General features: G+C 67.0%; 16 protein-coding genes. 8 read left to right on the top strand and 8 right to left on the bottom strand.

The window, feature by feature from the left end; genetic code table 11:
* Positions 1-174: 174 nt before the first annotated feature.
* Both SMD14_RS15500 and SMD14_RS15495 read right to left on the bottom strand, forming a co-directional pair.
* Positions 175-918 carry an ANTAR domain-containing protein gene (locus SMD14_RS15500; protein ID WP_321214200.1) on the bottom strand — a complete coding sequence of 248 codons (744 nt, stop codon included), beginning with the start codon at positions 916-918 and terminating at the stop codon, positions 175-177.
* 124 nt (positions 919-1,042) lie between these two features.
* Positions 1,043-1,786 carry an NAD(P)H-binding protein gene (locus tag SMD14_RS15495; protein ID WP_321214199.1) on the bottom strand — a complete coding sequence of 248 codons (744 nt, stop codon included), beginning with the start codon at positions 1,784-1,786 and terminating at the stop codon, positions 1,043-1,045.
* A 188-nt stretch (positions 1,787-1,974) separates the two neighbouring features.
* On the opposite strand from SMD14_RS15495, the gene SMD14_RS15490 reads away from it, so the two are divergent.
* From SMD14_RS15490 to SMD14_RS15465, 6 genes are all read left to right on the top strand, one after another.
* A complete protein-coding gene (locus tag SMD14_RS15490; RefSeq protein WP_321214198.1) occupies positions 1,975-2,178 on the top strand; it encodes a helix-turn-helix transcriptional regulator in 204 nt (67 codons plus the stop codon).
* Positions 2,171-3,361 carry a HipA domain-containing protein gene (locus SMD14_RS15485; RefSeq protein ID WP_321214197.1) on the top strand — a complete coding sequence of 397 codons (1,191 nt, stop codon included), beginning with the start codon at positions 2,171-2,173 and terminating at the stop codon, positions 3,359-3,361. The genes SMD14_RS15490 and SMD14_RS15485 overlap by 8 nt, the downstream gene beginning before the upstream one ends.
* Before the next feature lie 80 nt (positions 3,362-3,441).
* A complete protein-coding gene (locus tag SMD14_RS15480) occupies positions 3,442-3,921 on the top strand; it encodes a DUF2975 domain-containing protein (RefSeq protein ID WP_321214196.1) in 480 nt (159 codons plus the stop codon).
* On the top strand, positions 3,921-4,127 hold the full coding sequence (locus SMD14_RS15475) for a helix-turn-helix transcriptional regulator (protein ID WP_104998778.1): 207 nt from the start codon (positions 3,921-3,923) through the stop codon (positions 4,125-4,127). The genes SMD14_RS15480 and SMD14_RS15475 overlap by 1 nt, the downstream gene beginning before the upstream one ends.
* A 102-nt stretch (positions 4,128-4,229) precedes the next feature.
* Entirely contained in the window at positions 4,230-5,066 is an 837-nt protein-coding gene (locus SMD14_RS15470) for an alpha/beta hydrolase (RefSeq protein ID WP_321214195.1), read from the top strand.
* Complete coding sequence (locus SMD14_RS15465; protein WP_321214194.1) at positions 5,063-6,817, top strand: EAL domain-containing protein; 1,755 nt, start codon at positions 5,063-5,065, stop codon at positions 6,815-6,817. The genes SMD14_RS15470 and SMD14_RS15465 overlap by 4 nt, the downstream gene beginning before the upstream one ends.
* Before the next feature lie 154 nt (positions 6,818-6,971).
* Here SMD14_RS15465 and SMD14_RS15460 read toward each other — a convergent pair whose 3' ends face one another.
* The 6 genes from SMD14_RS15460 to SMD14_RS15435 all read right to left on the bottom strand — a co-directional run bounded on the left by SMD14_RS15460 (position 6,972) and on the right by SMD14_RS15435 (position 14,814).
* Positions 6,972-7,304, bottom strand: coding sequence for a hypothetical protein (locus tag SMD14_RS15460; protein ID WP_157241482.1), 333 nt, complete (start codon positions 7,302-7,304; stop codon positions 6,972-6,974).
* A 125-nt stretch (positions 7,305-7,429) separates the two neighbouring features.
* Positions 7,430-7,837 carry a response regulator gene (locus tag SMD14_RS15455; protein ID WP_321214193.1) on the bottom strand — a complete coding sequence of 136 codons (408 nt, stop codon included), beginning with the start codon at positions 7,835-7,837 and terminating at the stop codon, positions 7,430-7,432.
* 128 nt (positions 7,838-7,965) lie between these two features.
* Entirely contained in the window at positions 7,966-9,345 is a 1,380-nt protein-coding gene (locus tag SMD14_RS15450) for a TrkH family potassium uptake protein (RefSeq protein WP_157242990.1), read from the bottom strand.
* Positions 9,346-9,434: 89 nt separating this feature from the next.
* Positions 9,435-11,417, bottom strand: a complete 1,983-nt coding sequence (locus tag SMD14_RS15445) for an amino acid transporter (RefSeq protein ID WP_157241487.1) — start codon at positions 11,415-11,417, stop codon at positions 9,435-9,437.
* Between the two features lie 198 nt (positions 11,418-11,615).
* Entirely contained in the window at positions 11,616-12,287 is a 672-nt protein-coding gene (locus SMD14_RS15440) for a response regulator (protein ID WP_157241488.1), read from the bottom strand.
* On the bottom strand, positions 12,265-14,814 hold the full coding sequence (locus SMD14_RS15435) for a DUF4118 domain-containing protein (protein ID WP_321214192.1): 2,550 nt from the start codon (positions 14,812-14,814) through the stop codon (positions 12,265-12,267). Before SMD14_RS15435 ends, SMD14_RS15440 begins: the two co-directional genes overlap by 23 nt.
* 88 nt (positions 14,815-14,902) lie before the next feature.
* Between SMD14_RS15435 and SMD14_RS15430 the strand changes: the two genes are divergently transcribed.
* Together SMD14_RS15430 and SMD14_RS15425 are read left to right on the top strand one after the other, a co-directional pair.
* A complete protein-coding gene (locus tag SMD14_RS15430; protein ID WP_321214191.1) occupies positions 14,903-16,228 on the top strand; it encodes a protein kinase domain-containing protein in 1,326 nt (441 codons plus the stop codon).
* A complete protein-coding gene (locus SMD14_RS15425; protein WP_321214190.1) occupies positions 16,225-16,662 on the top strand; it encodes a hypothetical protein in 438 nt (145 codons plus the stop codon). The genes SMD14_RS15430 and SMD14_RS15425 overlap by 4 nt, the downstream gene beginning before the upstream one ends.

The raw sequence follows: 16,662 nt of genomic DNA, 5'->3' as shown, positions 1-16,662 counted from the left end.
CAGGTTATTAAAGTCAGGTCTTGTCATAGTCCAGATGGGCGCCGGGGGGCGTCTGGGAGGGGGTAGCGCATCACCACTGACCGTAACTCGAAGACAATTGACCACTACGTTGAAAGCCCCTCCTAGGAGGGGCTTTCCCCTTGCCCGGCCGGCCCGGCCGCTCCGTCTCCTGCCTCAGGATTCGAACCTGGCCGCCGGAGCGCCGCTGGGCAGCGCCTTGAGGATGTTCTCGGCCACACTGCGGACCTTGAGGTTCCGCTGGCGGGACGCGCTGGCCAGCTTGATGAAGGCTTCGGGGTACGTACAGCGGTTCTGCGCCATGATCACCCCGCACGCCACGTCGATGGAGGTGCGGCTTTCCAGCACAGCCTTGAGGTTGTCCCCGGCGGACCGGACGCTGCGCACCTCAAGGGCCAGCCGCATGCTGTGCGTCGCCACCCCGGCAAACCATTTGGCCTCGGCGAGCAGGCCCTCGAACCCGGGGCCGGTGCGCGCCAGGAACACCAGGGCGCAGGACGTGCCGCCGTTCAACCCCAGCGGAACGGCCACCGCGCCGCCATACCCGGCAGCTGCCAGCCGCCGCTGGTACGTCCGCCACCGCACTGACGTGTCGCCGTCGACCGTCACCGCACCGGCAGTGCTCAGTGCCTGCATCAGGGGCCCGTCCCCGTACCGGTCCTCCGATGCCGCCAGTTCGGATGCCGTGAGGCTGCTGCCGGCAGTGAGCGGGGCAGAGCCTCCGCGCGCCAGGACCGCGGCGCAGTCCGGCCCTGGCCCCTCCGGGCCGATGACCGCCTTCGCAGCGGCCTCGGTCAGCCGCTGGAGGGAGTCCAGTTCTGTTTCGGTCCCGGTGATCAGGTCCAGCAGGAACCCGGGCCGGTCCTGGCGCCTGCCGTCAGTCGCCGGATGTGCTGCCACGCTTTTGCCCCCGTCCACGTACGTCCCGCGCCTTGCCGGTGCGCGGGCTTTCCCTGAACTTAATGGAGCGGCGCGGAAAGGGCACGAGTAGCAGGTACTCTACTTTTCCTGCCCGGCGCGGGGACTACTTGCCTGCTTCCAGCCACTGCTGGAACGTTTGGCGTCCGACGGCGGCGCCCGGCGCCGGGATCAGCGCGCCGCTGCGCATGGCTTTGCCCATGCGGCCCGGCAGCACTGCCTCCAGGACCTTCTTGCGCTCACCGGTCTTCGCGAGATAGGTGCGGACCAGGTCTGCGAGCTCCTCGGTCCGCGGCCCGCCGAGGTCATTGATCCGTCCCTGCGGTCCCGCCTCCGCCGCATCCACCAGGGCCTCGGCCACCTCGCGGGCAGCGACGGGCTGGGTGACCATTTTTGGAACGGCCACCAGCGGGCCCACCGTCCCGATCTTCACGGTCAGCGGGACGAACTCGTGGAACTGGGTGGAGCGCAGCAGGGTCCACGGGACGCCGCCGTGGCGGACCTCGTCCTCCTGCACCAGCTTTCCCGCATACAGGCCGGACGTGGCGCCGTCGATCCCCACGATGGAGAGTGCCACGTGGTGCCGCACGCCCGCTTCCTGTTCCGCGGCCAGCAGGTTCTGGGTGGCGTTGGTGTAGAAGTCCACGGCCTGCTTGGTGGAGATGGTCTGGATCCCGGAGACATCTATCACGGTATCCAGGCCGGCGAGGGCCTGGGCCAGGCCGCGCCCGTTCACCAGGTCCACACCCTCGGCACGGCTAAGGCTGACAACGTGGTGGCCGCGCTCCTTCGCTACGGCTACCACGTGGCGTCCGACGGTACCGGTTCCCCCTGCAACGGCGATCCTCATGGGGAAATCCTACGTAAATTACCGCGCCGATGGTCTGCTGACCGGAAGGATATTTCCGGTTCCTGCTGGAGGAGGCGCCTTAACTTCGGATTGTCTTCTTTTCTGCAATATCTTGCGGTTTTCCTTGTTCTGGTGGATTGTGGCAGGAGCAAGCGTGTTGATCGGCAATATCCTGCGGAAAGGGAACGATGGAAGACGTGGCGGCCATTGGGGAAATGATCCGGCGCGCGCGGAAGGAGTCCGGAATTACCCAGGCCACGCTGGCGGACCTTGCGGGTACCTCCGCCCGCACCATCCATGCCATTGAAACAGGCACGGGCAACCCGTCCCTGGTTACGGTGGCCGCCGCCGCCAATGCGGTGGGGCTCCACCTCCGGGCTACCGATGACTGAGGACCTGCGGCGCCTCAAATTTGTCCGCGGGGCGGATGTGTACAAGGCAGGCATCCTGGCAGGGCACCTGACCCGCACGGAACTCGGCAGCGTGACCTTCTCCTATGCTGAGCACTACCTCCGTGCCGGTGCGCGGCCCGTGGCAACCACCCTGCCCGTCACTGCCGAACCCGTGGAATCGCCCAGCGGCGCACTGCCCGCCTTCTTCTCCGGCCTCCTGCCGGAAGGCCACCGGCTCACCGTGCTCAAGGACGCCGTTAAGACGAGCCTGGGCGATGAGCTGAGCCTGCTCCTCGCCGTCGGCGCGGATGTGCCCGGCGATGTGCAGGTTGTCCCGGCAGGCGAACCCCTGGTGGAGCAGCAGCCGCTGGCGGATACATCCCGGCCGGAGGACCTGGATTTCGCGTACCTGGCGGACGCGGTGGATCCGCACGGACTCCCCGGCGTGCAGCACAAAGCCAGCGCCTCCATGATGACCACGCCGCTGGCCCTCGCCAACCGGCGCTACCTCCTCAAACTGGACCCTCCCCAGTACCCGCACCTTGTGGTGAACGAGGCTGCCCACCTCGCCGGGGCCAAAGCCCTCAAGATACCGGTGGCCAAACACAGCGTGGTCACTGACAGGAAAGGCAGGCCGGGGCTCCTTGTGGAGCGGTTCGACCGCGTCCACGCTGACGGGCCGGTCCGGCTGGCGCTCGAGGACGGGGCGCAGGTGCTGAACCTTCCGCCGGCGTCGAAATACGCGGTCAGCTCCGAGCGCCTGGTCCTGGCGCTGGCCGGACTGTGCAAGGCCAAGGCCGTGGCCGCCAGGAACCTCTACCTGCAGTTCGCCTTCGCCTGGCTGACCGGCAACGGGGACCTCCACGCCAAGAACGCCGCCATCCTTGCGGGCCGGAACGGCGGCTGGGCCGTTTCCCCGATGTACGACATCCCGTGCACACTGCTCTACGGCGACGACACCATGGCGCTGCCCATCGCCGGCAAGGTCAAGGGACTCAAAGCCAGGCACTGGCAGGAGTTCGCAGCCGCCATCGCGCTGCCCCCGCGGGCAGCGGCTGCCGCCAATGCCCTTGCCCTCAAAGCGGCCGAGGGCATCGACCTGGACGCCCTGCCCTTTACGGGATCACCCCTCAACGGCGCACGCAGGGAGCTCCGGTTCCGCAGGGCCCAACTGGTTCCCTGATCCGGCCCGGGAACCCACCCTCCGCGAGACCCTGCTCCCGATCGATTGACTTTCGATAGGTAGTGGTCGAAACTCGATACATGAAAATCACCCGCCTGGCCGTCACTGCTCTTAGGGTGGTGCTCGTTGCCGCGTTCCTCCTCCTGGTCCTGTTCCAGGTCATGTCCATTCCCGGCCAGTTCGCCCATATGGCGCAGGAGAACCCTGAGCGGGCGTACCTGCAGTGGCCGCTGACCATGTTCTTCATCCTGGAGGTGGCCTGCGTCCAAGTGGTGATCGTGAGCACCTGGAAGCTGCTGACGCTTGTCAGGCAGGACAGGATCTTCAGCCGCGGCGCCCTGGTGTGGGTGAACGCGATCGTGTGGGCCATCACGGCCGGCTGGGCCATGCTCGCCGCGCTCGCCGCCGTGGTGGTCCTCAACGCCGACGATCCCGGACTGCCGCTCCTGCTGCTGCTGGTCCTGGTGGCCGGCGCCGCAGTGGGCCTTGTGGTGGTGGTGCTCCGCGCCCTGCTCCGGCAGGCTGCGGACCTCCGCGCGGACATGGAAGCCGTCATCTGATGCCCATCGTGGTGCGCATCGACGTCGAACTGGCCAAACGGAAGATGAGCGTGGGGGAGTTTGCCGAACGTGTGGGCCTCACACCCGCCAATGTGGCGGTCCTGAAAAACGGCCGTGCCAAGGCGGTCCGCTTCAGCACGCTGGAAGCGATGTGCCGGGTCCTCGAATGCCAGCCCGGCGACCTCCTGGAGTTCGTGGAGGACTAGCGCCGCACCGCGATGCCGTCCAGCGATCCTAGGATTCGTGGACGTCCCGCCGATAGTATCTGAGTCAGGAACAGGTCAGGCTACTTACGTTTGGTGAAGCACATGGTCGAAGCGGCACCCGCAACGGTTTCGCCGGTTATCCGCCGGAACAACGTCACCCTCTCCGGCCGCCCTGATGGGCCGGTGATGCTCTTTGCGCATGGTTTCGGCTGCGACCAGGACATGTGGCGCAGGCTCCTGCCGCATTTCGCCGAGGACCACCGGCTGGTCCTCTTCGACCACGTGGGCGCCGGACGCTCGGATGCCTCTGCCTACGACCGCACCAAATACGGATCCCTGGACGGCTATGCGGCCGACCTGCTGGAAATCTGCGCGGCCCTTGACCTGAGGGACGTCACCGTCGTCGGCCACAGCGTCAGCGCCATGATTTCCGTGCTGGCGGCAGTCAAGGAGCCCGGCCGCTTTGCGCATCTGATCCTGGTGGCGCCGTCGCCCCGCTACACCAACGACCCGTCCAGCGGCTACGTGGGCGGGTTCTCGCGGGAGGACATCGAGAGCCTGCTGGACTCCCTGGACAGCAACTACTTTGCCTGGGCCGCAGCCCTCGCGCCGATGGTGATGGGCAACCCGGACGAACCCGAACTGGCCGAGGATCTCCGCGGCAGCTTCTGCCGGACCAACCCCTCCATCGCGCGGCACTTCGCCAGGGTCACCTTCCTCTCCGACACCCGGAACGAACTCGGCAAAGTACGCACCAGCAGCCTGATCCTGCAGTGCTCCGACGATCTGCTCGCGCCGCCCGAAGTGGGCACGTACCTGAACCGGCAGCTGGAACGCAGTTCGCTGGTGCACCTCAAGGCCGCCGGCCATTGCCCGCACGTCAGCGCACCGGAGGCAACAGCGGCGGCCATCCGGCAGTACCTTACCGCCGGCCCGTGACAGGCGCCCAGGCCGGCGGGCCGGCGGACTTCGAGTCACTGTTCCACAAGGCGCCGTGCGGCTACCTGGTAACGGACGACGGCGGGAAAATCACCGCGGTCAACGACACCTTTGCGCACTGGTCGGGTTATGCCCGGGCGGAACTCCTGGGAACCCGGCTGCAGTCCCTGATGCCCGTCGGCGACCAAATGCTGTACTCCACCCACTGCATTCCTCAGCTCGGCATCACCGGGGCTGTTTCGGAAATAGCCATAGAGATTGTTGCCGCTGACGGACGGCGCCGCGCCGCGCTGCTTTCGGCCTCGAGATCTCCCGGCTCCCCGCAGCAGGCCGCGAGTGTCCGCGTCATCATCTTCAGCGCCCACGAACGCCGGATGTACGAAAAGGAACTGGTGTCCGCCCTGCGGGAGGCCGAGGAATCCGAAGCCCGGCGGGTGCAGGCCGAAACCGAACTGCAGCACCTTGCGGCCCACGACGCCTTGACCGGCCTCCCCAACAGGGCGGGGCTGAAAACCCGGCTCAGTCCGATCCTGGCGGATCGCCCCAACGGCACCGGCATCCTGGCCGCCCTCTTCATTGACCTTGACCATTTCAAGGCGGTCAATGACAGCCTGGGCCATGCCGCAGGGGACGAACTCCTGAAGTCCGTGGCGCAGCGGCTGGTGCCGGCGGCCGGGGAGGCCCGCACCGTGGCCCGGCTTTCCGGGGACGAATTTCTCGTGGTGGACGTGTTTGGGTCCGCCGAGGAAGCAACAGCGCTCGCGGCCAGGCTCCTGGACGTCCTCAGCGCCCCGATCCTGCTCGAGGGCCTGGAGATCGTGACCTCCGCCAGCATCGGAGTGGCCGTATCCGGGGACGAGCCGGAAACCCTGGACGACCTTGTCCGCCGCGCAGACATCGCGATGTTCCGGGCAAAGGCGCTCGGCCGCAACCGCTGGGAGATTCACCGGCACGCTGAATCCGACCCCACCGTGGACCGGCTCCGGTCCCTCGGCGAGCTGCGCCGGGGGATCAGCGACGGCGACCTGCGGGTGCATTACCAGCCCCGTGTGGACCTGCGCACCGGCCTCGCCAGCGGGGTGGAAGCCCTGGTCAGGTGGCAGCACCCGACCCGCGGGCTGCTGCCGCCGTCGGAATTCATCACCATGGCCGAGGAATCAGGCCTGGTGCGGCCCCTGGGCGCGTGGGTCCTGGATGAAACCCTCAGGCAGGCAGCCAGTTGGCGACGCGAGGGCCGCCGTGCCGCGGAGCTCGAGGTTGCGGTCAACCTGTCAACCCGGCAGCTGAATGACCCCGGGCTGGTGCCGATGGTGGAAGAGGCCCTCCGGCTTCGGCGGATCGACCCCGCGGTGCTGCTCCTGGAGATCACCGAAACAGCCTTGATGGCGGATCCCGGCGCTGCCCTCGAGTCCCTGACGGCCCTCAAGAACCTGGGCGTGGGCCTTGCCGTCGACGACTTCGGCACGGGATACTCCAGCCTGACTTACCTGAAGAAATTCCCGATTGACGAGTTGAAGATCGACCGTTCCTTCATCGGCGGACTGGACTCGGACAAGGGGGACGCCGCAATCGTGGGCAGCTGCATCGAGCTGGCACACGCGGTGGGCCTGCGGGCCGTTGCCGAAGGCGTGGAAACGTCCGGCCAGCTGCGAACCCTCAAGGAGATGGGCTGCGATCTTGCCCAGGGTTACCACTTCACCCGTCCGCTTCCGGCCCCCCTCCTCAAGGAATGGCTGGAGGCGCACTCCTGAGGGCGGCATGGACCTTCAGTGAAACCCGGAGTGCAGCTACCCGTCCATTCGGATACAACTGCGCTCACGGGCCGTGGAAACCACGAAAGAAAAGGTTGCGGCTGGCTCCCTGGCCCGACGATTGGGCGCTTCGGGTGCCGTTGCCTTTGGGTGCCTAGGCGGCGATGAGGGCCGGCGAATAAGCGCGGCGCCCGGCGTCTGCGCGCGGTGCCAGGACGCTGATGGTGCAGGGTGCCTGCTCCGGATCGATCCTGGCCGGCAGATGGTGTGTTGCAGAGGACGTATGGAGCATTTCCAGCGCTTCCGGGTCTACCCGGGCGTGGGAAATGTCCAGTTCGAGGTCGAGGCCATTCCGCAGGGAATTGGCGCGTTTAACTACTACATAAAGGGCGTTGACGCTGTGGACGGTGACGTGCCCCTTGGCAATCACGAGGGCCCTGGCGTGGTCGAGATCTACACGGACAACAATGTTCAGCTTGGAATTCAAGTTGTAAAGCCTTCCCCGGCATTGGCTGCGACGCTGCAGCTTCTTGCTATGGCCTGTTTCTTAAGCCTCAATCAGAGTAGGGGCTGAATGTGATGGACGCAACATCGAGCCAATTATTACATCGGTTAGGGTTTCCCCGTTGCCGGAAGCTTCGTGCGGCCCTGGAGCCCCGCCAGGCCCAGGGCTGCTTCCTTCAAGGCCCGTGGAAGGAAAGGCTTGGTGATGTAGGCGGCGGCTCCTGACGCCATTCCGGAAAGGACGTCCTCTTCCTCAGACCTGGCGGTGAGGAACAGCAGCGGAGTCTGGGTCACTTCCCGCAGGGCCCGGGCAACCTCATGACCGTCCATGTCCGGCAGGCCGAGGTCAAGGGTGATGAGGGACAGGGACGAGCCGGCGGCTGTACACGCGGCAATTCCCTCGGCCCCGGATTCTGCGGTCAGCACCTTGAATCCTGCACGGCCCAGCACGGCAGTAATCAATCCACGGATGTCCGGGTCATCTTCTATGACCAGGCAAACGCCCTGTTCTTCCACTTGGCCCCCCGGCTCTTGCAACTGCCAAAAGTCTAAGGCTGGCACGCAGATCACGGCCAAAAAGAAGGGATATTTCTTTCCGGCCACCGCCTTGGCCGGTGCCGGTCGGCCCTGCCCGGTTCCGGATGTCAGCCGATGATGGGCCGTTCCTCCGGCAGCCGGAAGAGGCGCGGGCGGGCCGCCAGGGCGAGTGCTGACGCCACCGCCACCGTTCCGATGCGGCCGGTGAACATGAGCGCCATAAGCACCCATTTCGCTGCCGGGGGGAGGTCGTACGTGATGCCGGTGCTCATGCCCACCGTGGCGAATGCGGAGATGGATTCGAAAAGGACCTTTTCCAGGCTGTAGTCCGTGAACATCAGCAGGAGCATGGTTCCAATGACGACGGCGGCGATCCCCAGCAGTGCGACGGACAGGGCCTGCCGCTGGGAGGACGAGCTGATGGAGCGGTGGGCGATGGTCACCTGGTCGCGGCCGCGGACCTCATTCCAGATGGCGAAGCCCAGCACCAGGAACGTCGTGATCTTGATACCACCGGCGGTGCCGGCGCTGCCGCCGCCGATGAACATCAGGATGTTGGTGACCATCAGCGTTTCGGGGGCAGCGGCACCGTAGTCAATGCTGTTGAAGCCGGCGGTGCGGGGAAAGACGCTGCCGGCGAAGGAGCCCAGGATTTTGCCCGTCAGGGAAAGCGGGCCCAGGGTTTGGTGCCTGTTCCACTCGAAGGCCGCGAACAGTGCGAAGCCGGCCACCAGGAGCAGCAGCGTTCCGTAGACGGTCAGGCGCAGGTGGACAGTCCAGTTCTTCGGCGCCACCTCAGCGCGGGTGAGCTGGATGAGCACCGGGAAACCGAGCCCGCCGGCAATCACGGCGAGGCAGATCGGAACGATGATCCACGGGTCTTCGGCGAAGCCGATCAGGTTGTCGCTGAAGAGGGAAAAGCCCGCGTTGTTGAACGCTGAGATGGCATGGAACAGCCCGTGCCACAGGGCGGTGGCAGGGTTCTGGTCGTAAGCGATCCAGAACCGGGCGGTCAGGATCAAGGCTGTTGCTGCCTCGAAGCCGAGCATGATCTTGGCCACCCGGAGCAGCACGGCCCGGACGTCCCCCAGGTTCAGGGTGTGGGTCTCGGACTGGGCCACAAGCTGGCCGCGAAGGCCGATGCTCTTGCGGACCAGCAGCGCCAGCAGCGTTGCCAGGGTCATGATGCCGAACCCGCCCACCTGGATGAGGCCCAGGATGATTCCCTGCCCGAACGGTGTCCAGTAGGTGGCGGTGTCTACCGTGATCAGGCCCGTGACGCAGACGGCGGAGACGGAGGTGAACAGCGCATCGATGAACTCCGCGGAGCCCCCGTCCTGCCGGGCTGCCGGGATCATCAGCAGGGCGCCGCCGGTGATGATGACCAGCAGGAAGGCCACCGGGACGGCCCTGACGGGGTGGGTCAGCAGGCGGCGGACAAAGTTGTCCTTTTTGCTTTCCTTCCCGCTTTTGGCGTCCCGGAGCATCTTCTGGATTGCGGCGACATTGGCCGGTTCCGTGCCGGGGTTCCCGGCATTCGGCGAATCCGACGGCGGCGGGCCGCTCCTTCGCAGGCTCATCCCACGTGGATGCCCGGGCGGCGGTCCGGGTCGGGTTCGTTTTCGCGGATGATTTCCCGGACCACCGGGGCAGTGTCGCCGCGGCCCAGGAGAAGGTAGCGCATCAGGTGGGCCAGCGGATTACCTTCGGACCACTCGAAGTAGGCATGCGGTTTGACACCCGTGCCGTCCCGCAGCGCAAGGAGGATCGCGGCGATGGCATTGGGTGCCGCCGGGCTGTTTGCCCGCAGGATCCTGTGGCCGTCCACTTCCACGCCCCGGACTTCCAGGGTCTCGCTGAACTCGGAGGGGTCGGTGATGTCGATTTCCAGGAAGATGACATCCGCGGTGCCGGGCACGGGGTTGTTTTCCCGCTGCACCGCTTCCTTGTCCCTGTACTCGGCGCCGTCCCGGTCCTGCGGACGGTTGGCGATCAGGTTGATCCGGCCGTCGTACTCCAGCGTGTCCCTGATGAAGCGGCGTGCGCCGTCGTCGAACTCTATTTTGTCCACGCGCAGCTCAGTGGTGCGGCTGACGCGGGAGACGAGGGAGATGGCAATGATGCCAAGGATGAAGAACGCGGAGATGGTGATGCCGTCCGGTTTTTCGATCACGTTGGCGGCCAGCGCGTAGAGCATCACCAGCGTGAGCACGGTGAAACCGATGGACGCCGCGCGCTGCTTCCGGCGGATGGCGGAAATGGTGACGGCGATGGCGCCGGAAACCATCATGGCCAGGACGCCTGTGGCGTAGGCACCGGCCTGGGCGTTGACGTCGGCGTTGAAGCCGATGGTGATCAGGACGCTGATGGCCGTGTAGACCAGCACCACCGGGCGGACGGCGCGGGACCAGTCCGGGGCCATGCCGTAGGAGGGCAGGTAGCGCGGCACGATGTTGATCAGGCCGGCCATCGCCGAGGCGCCGGCGAACCAGAGGATGAGGATGCTGCTGATGTCATAGACGGAGCCGAAGCCGTTGCCGAGCTTTTCGTGGGCAAGGTATGCCAGGGCGCGGCCGTTCGCTTCGCCGCCGTCCTGGAACTGTTCAGCAGGGATCAGGACCGTGGTGACGAAGCTGCTGCCGATCAGGTAGACGCTCATGATGACCGCGGCTGCGGTCAGGAGTTTGCGGGTGTTCTTGATCTTGGCGGCGAGCTTCTCCTCGGCAGTGGCGCCTTCGGAGGCCACCAGGGGCATCATGCTGACGCCGGTCTCGAAGCCTGACAGCCCCAGCACCAGCAGGGGGAAAGCCATCAGGGCGGGGCCGACGACCCCGCCCAAGCCTCCGCCGGAGGACGTGAGGGCGGAGGTCCAGCCGTTCAGGGCGCCGGGGGTAGTGAAGATCTCCATGACTCCTGCCCCGATGATCACCGCATTCATCAGCAGGAAGACCGCTACCAGCGGGATGGCCACGGCCACGGCTTCGGAGAAGCCCATCAGGAACACCCCGCCCAGGATCAGGAGCAGGACCACGGTGATCGTGACGGCCTGGCCTTCCAGGAAGTGGGGCAGGAACGGGTTCTCGAGCAGGTGCACGGAGGCATCGGCGGCTGACAGGGTGATGGTGACGATCCAGGACGTGGCCACGAAGCCGAGCAGGATCAGCACGAAGACCTTGCCTCGCCAGAACGGCAGGAGCCGTTCGAGCATGGCCACGGACCCCTGCCCGTGGGGGCTTTCCTTGGCCACCCGCCGGTACATGGGCAGCATTCCGAGCAGCGTAAGGGCCACGATCAGCAGGGTGGCGAGCGGGGACAGCGCACCGGCGGCCAGGGCCGCGATGCCCGGAAGGTAGGACAGGGTTGAAAAGTAGTCCACCCCGGTGAGGCACATGACCTTCCACCAGCTCTGCTGCGGGGCATGGGCTTCGGCGGCTTCCGGGCCGACGGGCTGGTGCACCCGGTGTTCAAGCAGCCACCGGGTGAAGGCGCTGCCGGGCACTATTTCACGTTCAGGGTTGGGAACGGTGGCGGGAAGGGAGAACTGGGCGGGAGCCGTCAAGGGACGTGTCTTTCTTTTCTGCCGGATGAGGGCACACCGGCCCCCGTTTCCAGGCGCGGCACTGTGCTGTAACCACCGGAGCCTAGCACCGGGCGGTTCCTGTCCAACGGGCGTTTCCGGGGATCTTAATGCTTTCTTAACGCCTCTGCCGCAGCAGCGCAGGGTGTAGCGGCGCAGGGATTCACCGGGTCCGGAGGGTCACTCCTGGAAGCGGTACCCCAGGCCGGTTTCAGTGAGCAGGTGCCGGGGGTTGGCCGGGTCCAGTTCAAGCTTTCGCCGCAGCTGTGCCAGGTAGACCCGCAGGTAGGCGGTCTCGTCCGCGTAACCCGGGCCCCACACCCGGGTAAGGATGTCCTCGTGGGTGACCAGGGCGCCGCTGTTCCTGACCAGCAGTTCCAGGATGTTCCACTCGGTGGGCGTCAGCCGCACAGGCACTCCGCGGCGGGTCACCTGTTTGGCGGGCAGATTAACAGTGAACACATCCGTCTTCACAACCGGGGCGTCCCCCGGGGCCCCGCGGCGCAGGGCGGCGCGGAGCCGGGCAAGGAGTTCATCCATCCCGAACGGCTTGGTTACGTAGTCATCCGCGCCGGCGTCCAGGGCCAGGATCTTGTCCTCGGAGCCGTGCCGTGCCGAGAGGACCAGGATGGGCACTTTGTTCCAACGCCTGAGGCGGCGGATGACTTCGACGCCGTCCAGGTCGGGAAGCCCCAGGTCCAGGATGATGATGTCCACCGGGTGCTGCGCAGCCTGCTCCAGCGCGCTCTGGCCGGTGAACGCGGTCACGGTGGAATAGCCCCTGGCGTTCAGGTTGATCTGGAGCGCACGGAGGATCTGGACCTCGTCGTCAACAATCAGGACTGTTGCCATGATGCCCCCTTATGCCGGGTTCCGGCGCGGCGCCGGTGGAGAGCGGCAGCCGGACCACCATGGTCAGGCCCCCGCCAGGAGTGGGTTCAGCCAGAAGGACCCCGCCCATGGCCTCGGTGAACCCCTTAGCGACAGCCAGGCCAAGGCCGATCCCCGTCCCCGGAGTGGTGTCATCCGCGCGCTGGAAGGGCCGGAACATGGCCAGGACCTCATCGGCGGGGATGCCCGAGCCGTGATCAACCACGGTGAGCTCACTGGCAGGAACATCCCCAATTCTCGCACTGCCCGCACCTCCCACCGCTCCGGCTATCACCACATCGGAATCCGGGGCGTACTTGAGTGCGTTCTCCACGAGGTTGGCGATGACGCGCTCCAGCATCCCCGGGTCCGCATCTACGGGGGGCATGTTGTCCGGCAGCAGCACCCGGAGGCGCTCCGAGTCCGTTCCCCGCAGTGCCTCGCCCACCACATCCACCCAGTAGACCGGGCGGATGAGGGGCGCCACCGAATCGGCCGTGATCCTGGACATGTCCAGGAGGTTGCTGACCAGCCGGTCCAGCCTGTCCGCGCCGTACTCGATGGTGGCCAGGAGTTCTTCCTGTTCCTCGGGCCCGAAGGTGATGCTCTTGTCCCGCAGGCTGCTGGAGGCCAGCTTGATGCCGGCCAGGGGGGTGCGCAGGTCATGGGACACCGCCCGCAGGATGGAGGTCCGCATGGTGTTGCCCTCGGCCAGGCGCAGGTTTTCCCGCTGGCTGGCGGAGAGTTCCTCGCGCTGCACCATGGCCAGCAGGTGCGCGCCAAAGGCGGCCAGCAGCCGCCTTTCGTCCTGCGAGAGTTCCCTTCCCGTCAGGGTGAGCATCCTGTCCCCGTCCAGCTGCTCCACCGTGTCCGCCTCCGATACTTCAGCGGGGCGGGGTTCACCGGAGAATTTCTGGAGCTCCCAGACCGCGGACCTGCCTGTCCCGCGCCTGGCCCACAGCCCGGCACCCTTCACCTGGAAATGTTCCCTGACCTGGTCCAGGAAGGCGGGGATGCTGTTGCCCTCGGCGACGGCCCGGCGGCTCAGTTCGCCCAGGACGGCGGCCTCCGCGCCGGCTATGTGTGCTTCCTTGCTGAGCTTGGCCGAGCGGTCCACCACCAGCGAGACGGCCACCGCCACCAGGACAAAGATGAGCAGCGCCAGGACGTTTTCCGGATCGAGGACTGACAGGGACCCGACCGGCCGGACACTGAAGTAGTTGACGATGAGCCCTGCGAGGACGGCCGCCGCCACGGCCGGCCAAAGCCCCCCGAGCAGGGCGACGCCCACAATGCCGGTCAGGTGGACCAGCATGTCCGTTGACAGCTGGTTGTGGGGGAGGAGGTCCAGGATGAACTGCAGGGCAGGGGGAAGCCCCACCGCCAGGGCAAACGCGGGGATCTCCCGGCGCCGGCCCAGCCGGGGAGGCGTCCGCCTCTGGCCGCCGGAGGGGCCGGGAAGGTGGTTGATGAGGTGGACATCCATGGCGCCCGCATCCCTCAGCACACCGGCTGCCACCCCGCTCCGGCCCCGGAAAGCGGACCGGCGCGAGGGGGCCCCCACCATGATCTGGGTGGCGTTGATGCTCCGGGCGAAGTCCACCAGGGCCTGCCCGACGTCCCGCCCGCCGATGGCGTGGAATACGCCGCCGAATTCCGCCGTGAGCCTGCGCAGCATCTCCAGGTCCTTGCCGGCCTCTCCGGGTCCCTCCGTGCCGGTACGGACGTGGATTACGTGGAGCTCCCCGCCGGTGGCCGCGGCGAGCATCCTTGCGGCACGGCGGACCAGGACCTGGTCGCGGCTCTTCCCGCCCACCCCGACGGCGATCTTTTCCCGGGCCGGCCAGCTCTCCCGGACCCTCTTCAATTCCTTGTAGTCGGACAGGTCTGCGTCCACGCGCTCAGCCAGCCACAACAGGGCGAGCTCCCGCAGGGCGGCAAGCGTGCCGATGCGGAAAACGCCGGCAAGCGCGGCGTCGGCTTCTTCCCGGGTGCCGTAGATCTTTCCGTCGGCAAGCCGCTGGCGCAGCAGCTCAGGCGAGGCGTCCACCAGTTCGATCTGGCCGGCGCCCCGCACCACGGTGTCCGGGACAGTGAGTGATTCCTGCTCTCCCGTGACCTCCCGGACCGCGTCGGAGAGGGATTCCAGGTTCCTGATGTCCAGGGTGGAGATGACGTTGATCCCGGCGTCGAGCAGGGCGTCCACCTGCTCCCACCGGTGCACACCGCCCGAGGCGGCGGCGTAGTCGTCCACCAGGACAATGTCCGGCGCCCGGTCCTTGACGGCCTGGACGTCCAGCCCGCCTTCCAGGCCCTCGGTCGCCGGTTTCGGGCACAGCTCCAGGCCCTCCAGCATCTCCTCATTGTCGGCACGGCCTTTGGCAGCGACCGCGCCGACGACGACGTCGAAGCCCTCCCCGGCCAGCCTGCGGCCTTCTTCCAGCAACGCAAACGTCTTGCCTGCCCCGGGCGCAGCCCCAAGAAAGATGCGCAGATTACCTCGTGCCATGGCTCTATTGTTCCCCCTGCGCGATCGTTCCCCCTGCGCACATGGTGGCTTGGCTAGAGTGATGGGTGGACTGAAGGCAAGGGGCCGCATGGTGGAAGAAACGCAGACGGGTATGGCCGGGACGATCCTGGGCGAACGCTACAGGGTTGGCCAGGTAATTGGCGACGGCGGCATGGGGAGCGTCTACCGGGGAACCGACGTGGTGCTAGGCAGGGAAGTGGCGCTTAAGGTCTTCCGTGCCGACGTCACCGATCCGGACGAACTGCGCAGGCAGCAGGCAGAAGCCCGGATGCTGGCCGGGCTGAACCACCCTGGCCTGGTCACGCTCTTCGACACCGGAACCCTGCTGAGCGGCGGGCGGGAGGTGCCGTTCCTGGTGATGGAACTGGTCAGCGGCGTGGACCTGCGCGGGCACCTGGCTTCGGGCCCGCTGCCCGGCGCTGAGGTGGCCCGGCTGGGCGCCGAGCTCGCGGGGGCGCTGCAGTACATCCACCACCGGGGCGTGGTCCATCGCGACATCAAACCCGCCAACATCCTCTTGACCCGTTACACGGCGGATTCCCCCCTGCGCCCCAAGCTGGCGGACTTCGGCATCGCACGGATGCTCGACGGCGCCCGGGTCACCGCCACCAACATGGTTCCGGGGACGGCGGCCTACTTGAGTCCGGAGCAGGCCAGCGGGGAGCAGGTTGGACCGCCGGCGGACATCTATGCGCTGGGGCTTGTGCTGCTTGAGGCGCTGACCGGGAAGGTGGCATTCCCCGGGCCGCCGCTTGAGGCCGCAGTGGCCAGGCTCTCGCGGGACCCGGATATTCCCGCTTCCCTGGGCCCGCGCTGGGTGCCGCTTCTCGCCGCCATGACTGCACGGGACCCCCGGGCACGGCCGGAGGCCTCGGCCGTGGCCGCAGAATTCGGTACGGCCGGAGACTGGGGCGGGCTGGCCGATGCAGGCGGCGGGGCAACGGCCGCCACCGCAGCCCTTCCGCAGCCCACCCGCGTCCTTGCTCCCCAACGGAGAGGAAGTGCGCCCGAACCGTCGGGGAACTCCGGGCCCGCAGGGCCGGCAGGTACCCGGGGTCCCAGGATTCCTTCCCTTTCCGGCAGCGAAGCAACCAACGCGACGTCATGGCAGCGGGCTCCCCGGCCAGGCATCGCTGAAGCCGGGGCAGGAATTCCTGAAGCGCCGGCCCGCGGGCCATCAATCGCACGGCGTCCGTGGAAGAAACCCGGCACAATGGGAGGCCGCCGGCCCTGGGTCCTTGCCGCCGTCGCCGTTCTTGTGCTGGTCCTCGCGGCAGTCCTGCTGGCCGCCATCCAACGCCCCTCCCCGGCCCCAGTGGAAACACCCCAACCGGTCATCACCGGACCGCTGGGCGAGCACTTCAAGGAACTGGAAGAGAGCGTCACGCCATGAGCCGGACAAAACACGCAGTCCGGATCCTGGCCGCCTGCCTGGGGCTTGTGCTGTTGACGTCCTGCGCCGGTGCGTCGGAGCTGGATGCAGGAACGGCGGAAGGCCTGCAGGCCCGGGTGGCCTCGGCTAAGCAGCTCGCCGCGCAGCAGGACTTTCCGGCGGCGCTCGCCGAGCTTCAACAGCTGGACCAGGACGTGGCAACCGCAGCGGAAAAGGGCCTGATGTCGGCCGAACGGAAGGCGCGCGCGGAGGCTGCGATCAGCAAGATCAGGGCTGAACTCGAGGCGGCGCAGCAGGCGGCGGAGCCGCAGCCCGCCCCCTCCGCGGAACCAACGGCCGCTGAGGACCACGAGGACGCCCAAAAGGAGGCTGAAAAGCAGCTCGAGGATGCCAAGAAGGACGCCGAGAAGGGCAAGGGCAAAGGTAACGGGTAA

This window comes from Pseudarthrobacter oxydans, assembly GCF_034258515.1.
In the GTDB taxonomy this organism is placed as follows: Bacteria; Actinomycetota; Actinomycetes; order Actinomycetales; family Micrococcaceae; genus Arthrobacter.
This window is presented reverse-complemented; position numbering and strand designations above follow the sequence as displayed.

Excerpts from the sequence above, each read along its gene's own strand:
- SMD14_RS15495 (WP_321214199.1), bottom strand. The coding sequence starts at position 1,786 with ATGAGGATCGCCGTTGCAGGGGGAACCGGTACCGTCGGACGCCACGTG.
- SMD14_RS15490 (WP_321214198.1), top strand. The coding sequence starts at position 1,975 with ATGGAAGACGTGGCGGCCATTGGGGAAATGATCCGGCGCGCGCGGAAG.
- SMD14_RS15485 (WP_321214197.1), top strand. The coding sequence starts at position 2,171 with ATGACTGAGGACCTGCGGCGCCTCAAATTTGTCCGCGGGGCGGATGTG.
- SMD14_RS15480 (WP_321214196.1), top strand. The coding sequence starts at position 3,442 with ATGAAAATCACCCGCCTGGCCGTCACTGCTCTTAGGGTGGTGCTCGTT.
- SMD14_RS15475 (WP_104998778.1), top strand. The coding sequence starts at position 3,921 with ATGCCCATCGTGGTGCGCATCGACGTCGAACTGGCCAAACGGAAGATG.
- SMD14_RS15470 (WP_321214195.1), top strand. The coding sequence starts at position 4,230 with ATGGTCGAAGCGGCACCCGCAACGGTTTCGCCGGTTATCCGCCGGAAC.
- SMD14_RS15450 (WP_157242990.1), bottom strand. The coding sequence starts at position 9,345 with ATGCTCCGGGACGCCAAAAGCGGGAAGGAAAGCAAAAAGGACAACTTT.
- SMD14_RS15440 (WP_157241488.1), bottom strand. The coding sequence starts at position 12,287 with ATGGCAACAGTCCTGATTGTTGACGACGAGGTCCAGATCCTCCGTGCG.
- SMD14_RS15435 (WP_321214192.1), bottom strand. The coding sequence starts at position 14,814 with ATGGCACGAGGTAATCTGCGCATCTTTCTTGGGGCTGCGCCCGGGGCA.
- SMD14_RS15430 (WP_321214191.1), top strand. The coding sequence starts at position 14,903 with ATGGTGGAAGAAACGCAGACGGGTATGGCCGGGACGATCCTGGGCGAA.
- SMD14_RS15425 (WP_321214190.1), top strand. The coding sequence starts at position 16,225 with ATGAGCCGGACAAAACACGCAGTCCGGATCCTGGCCGCCTGCCTGGGG.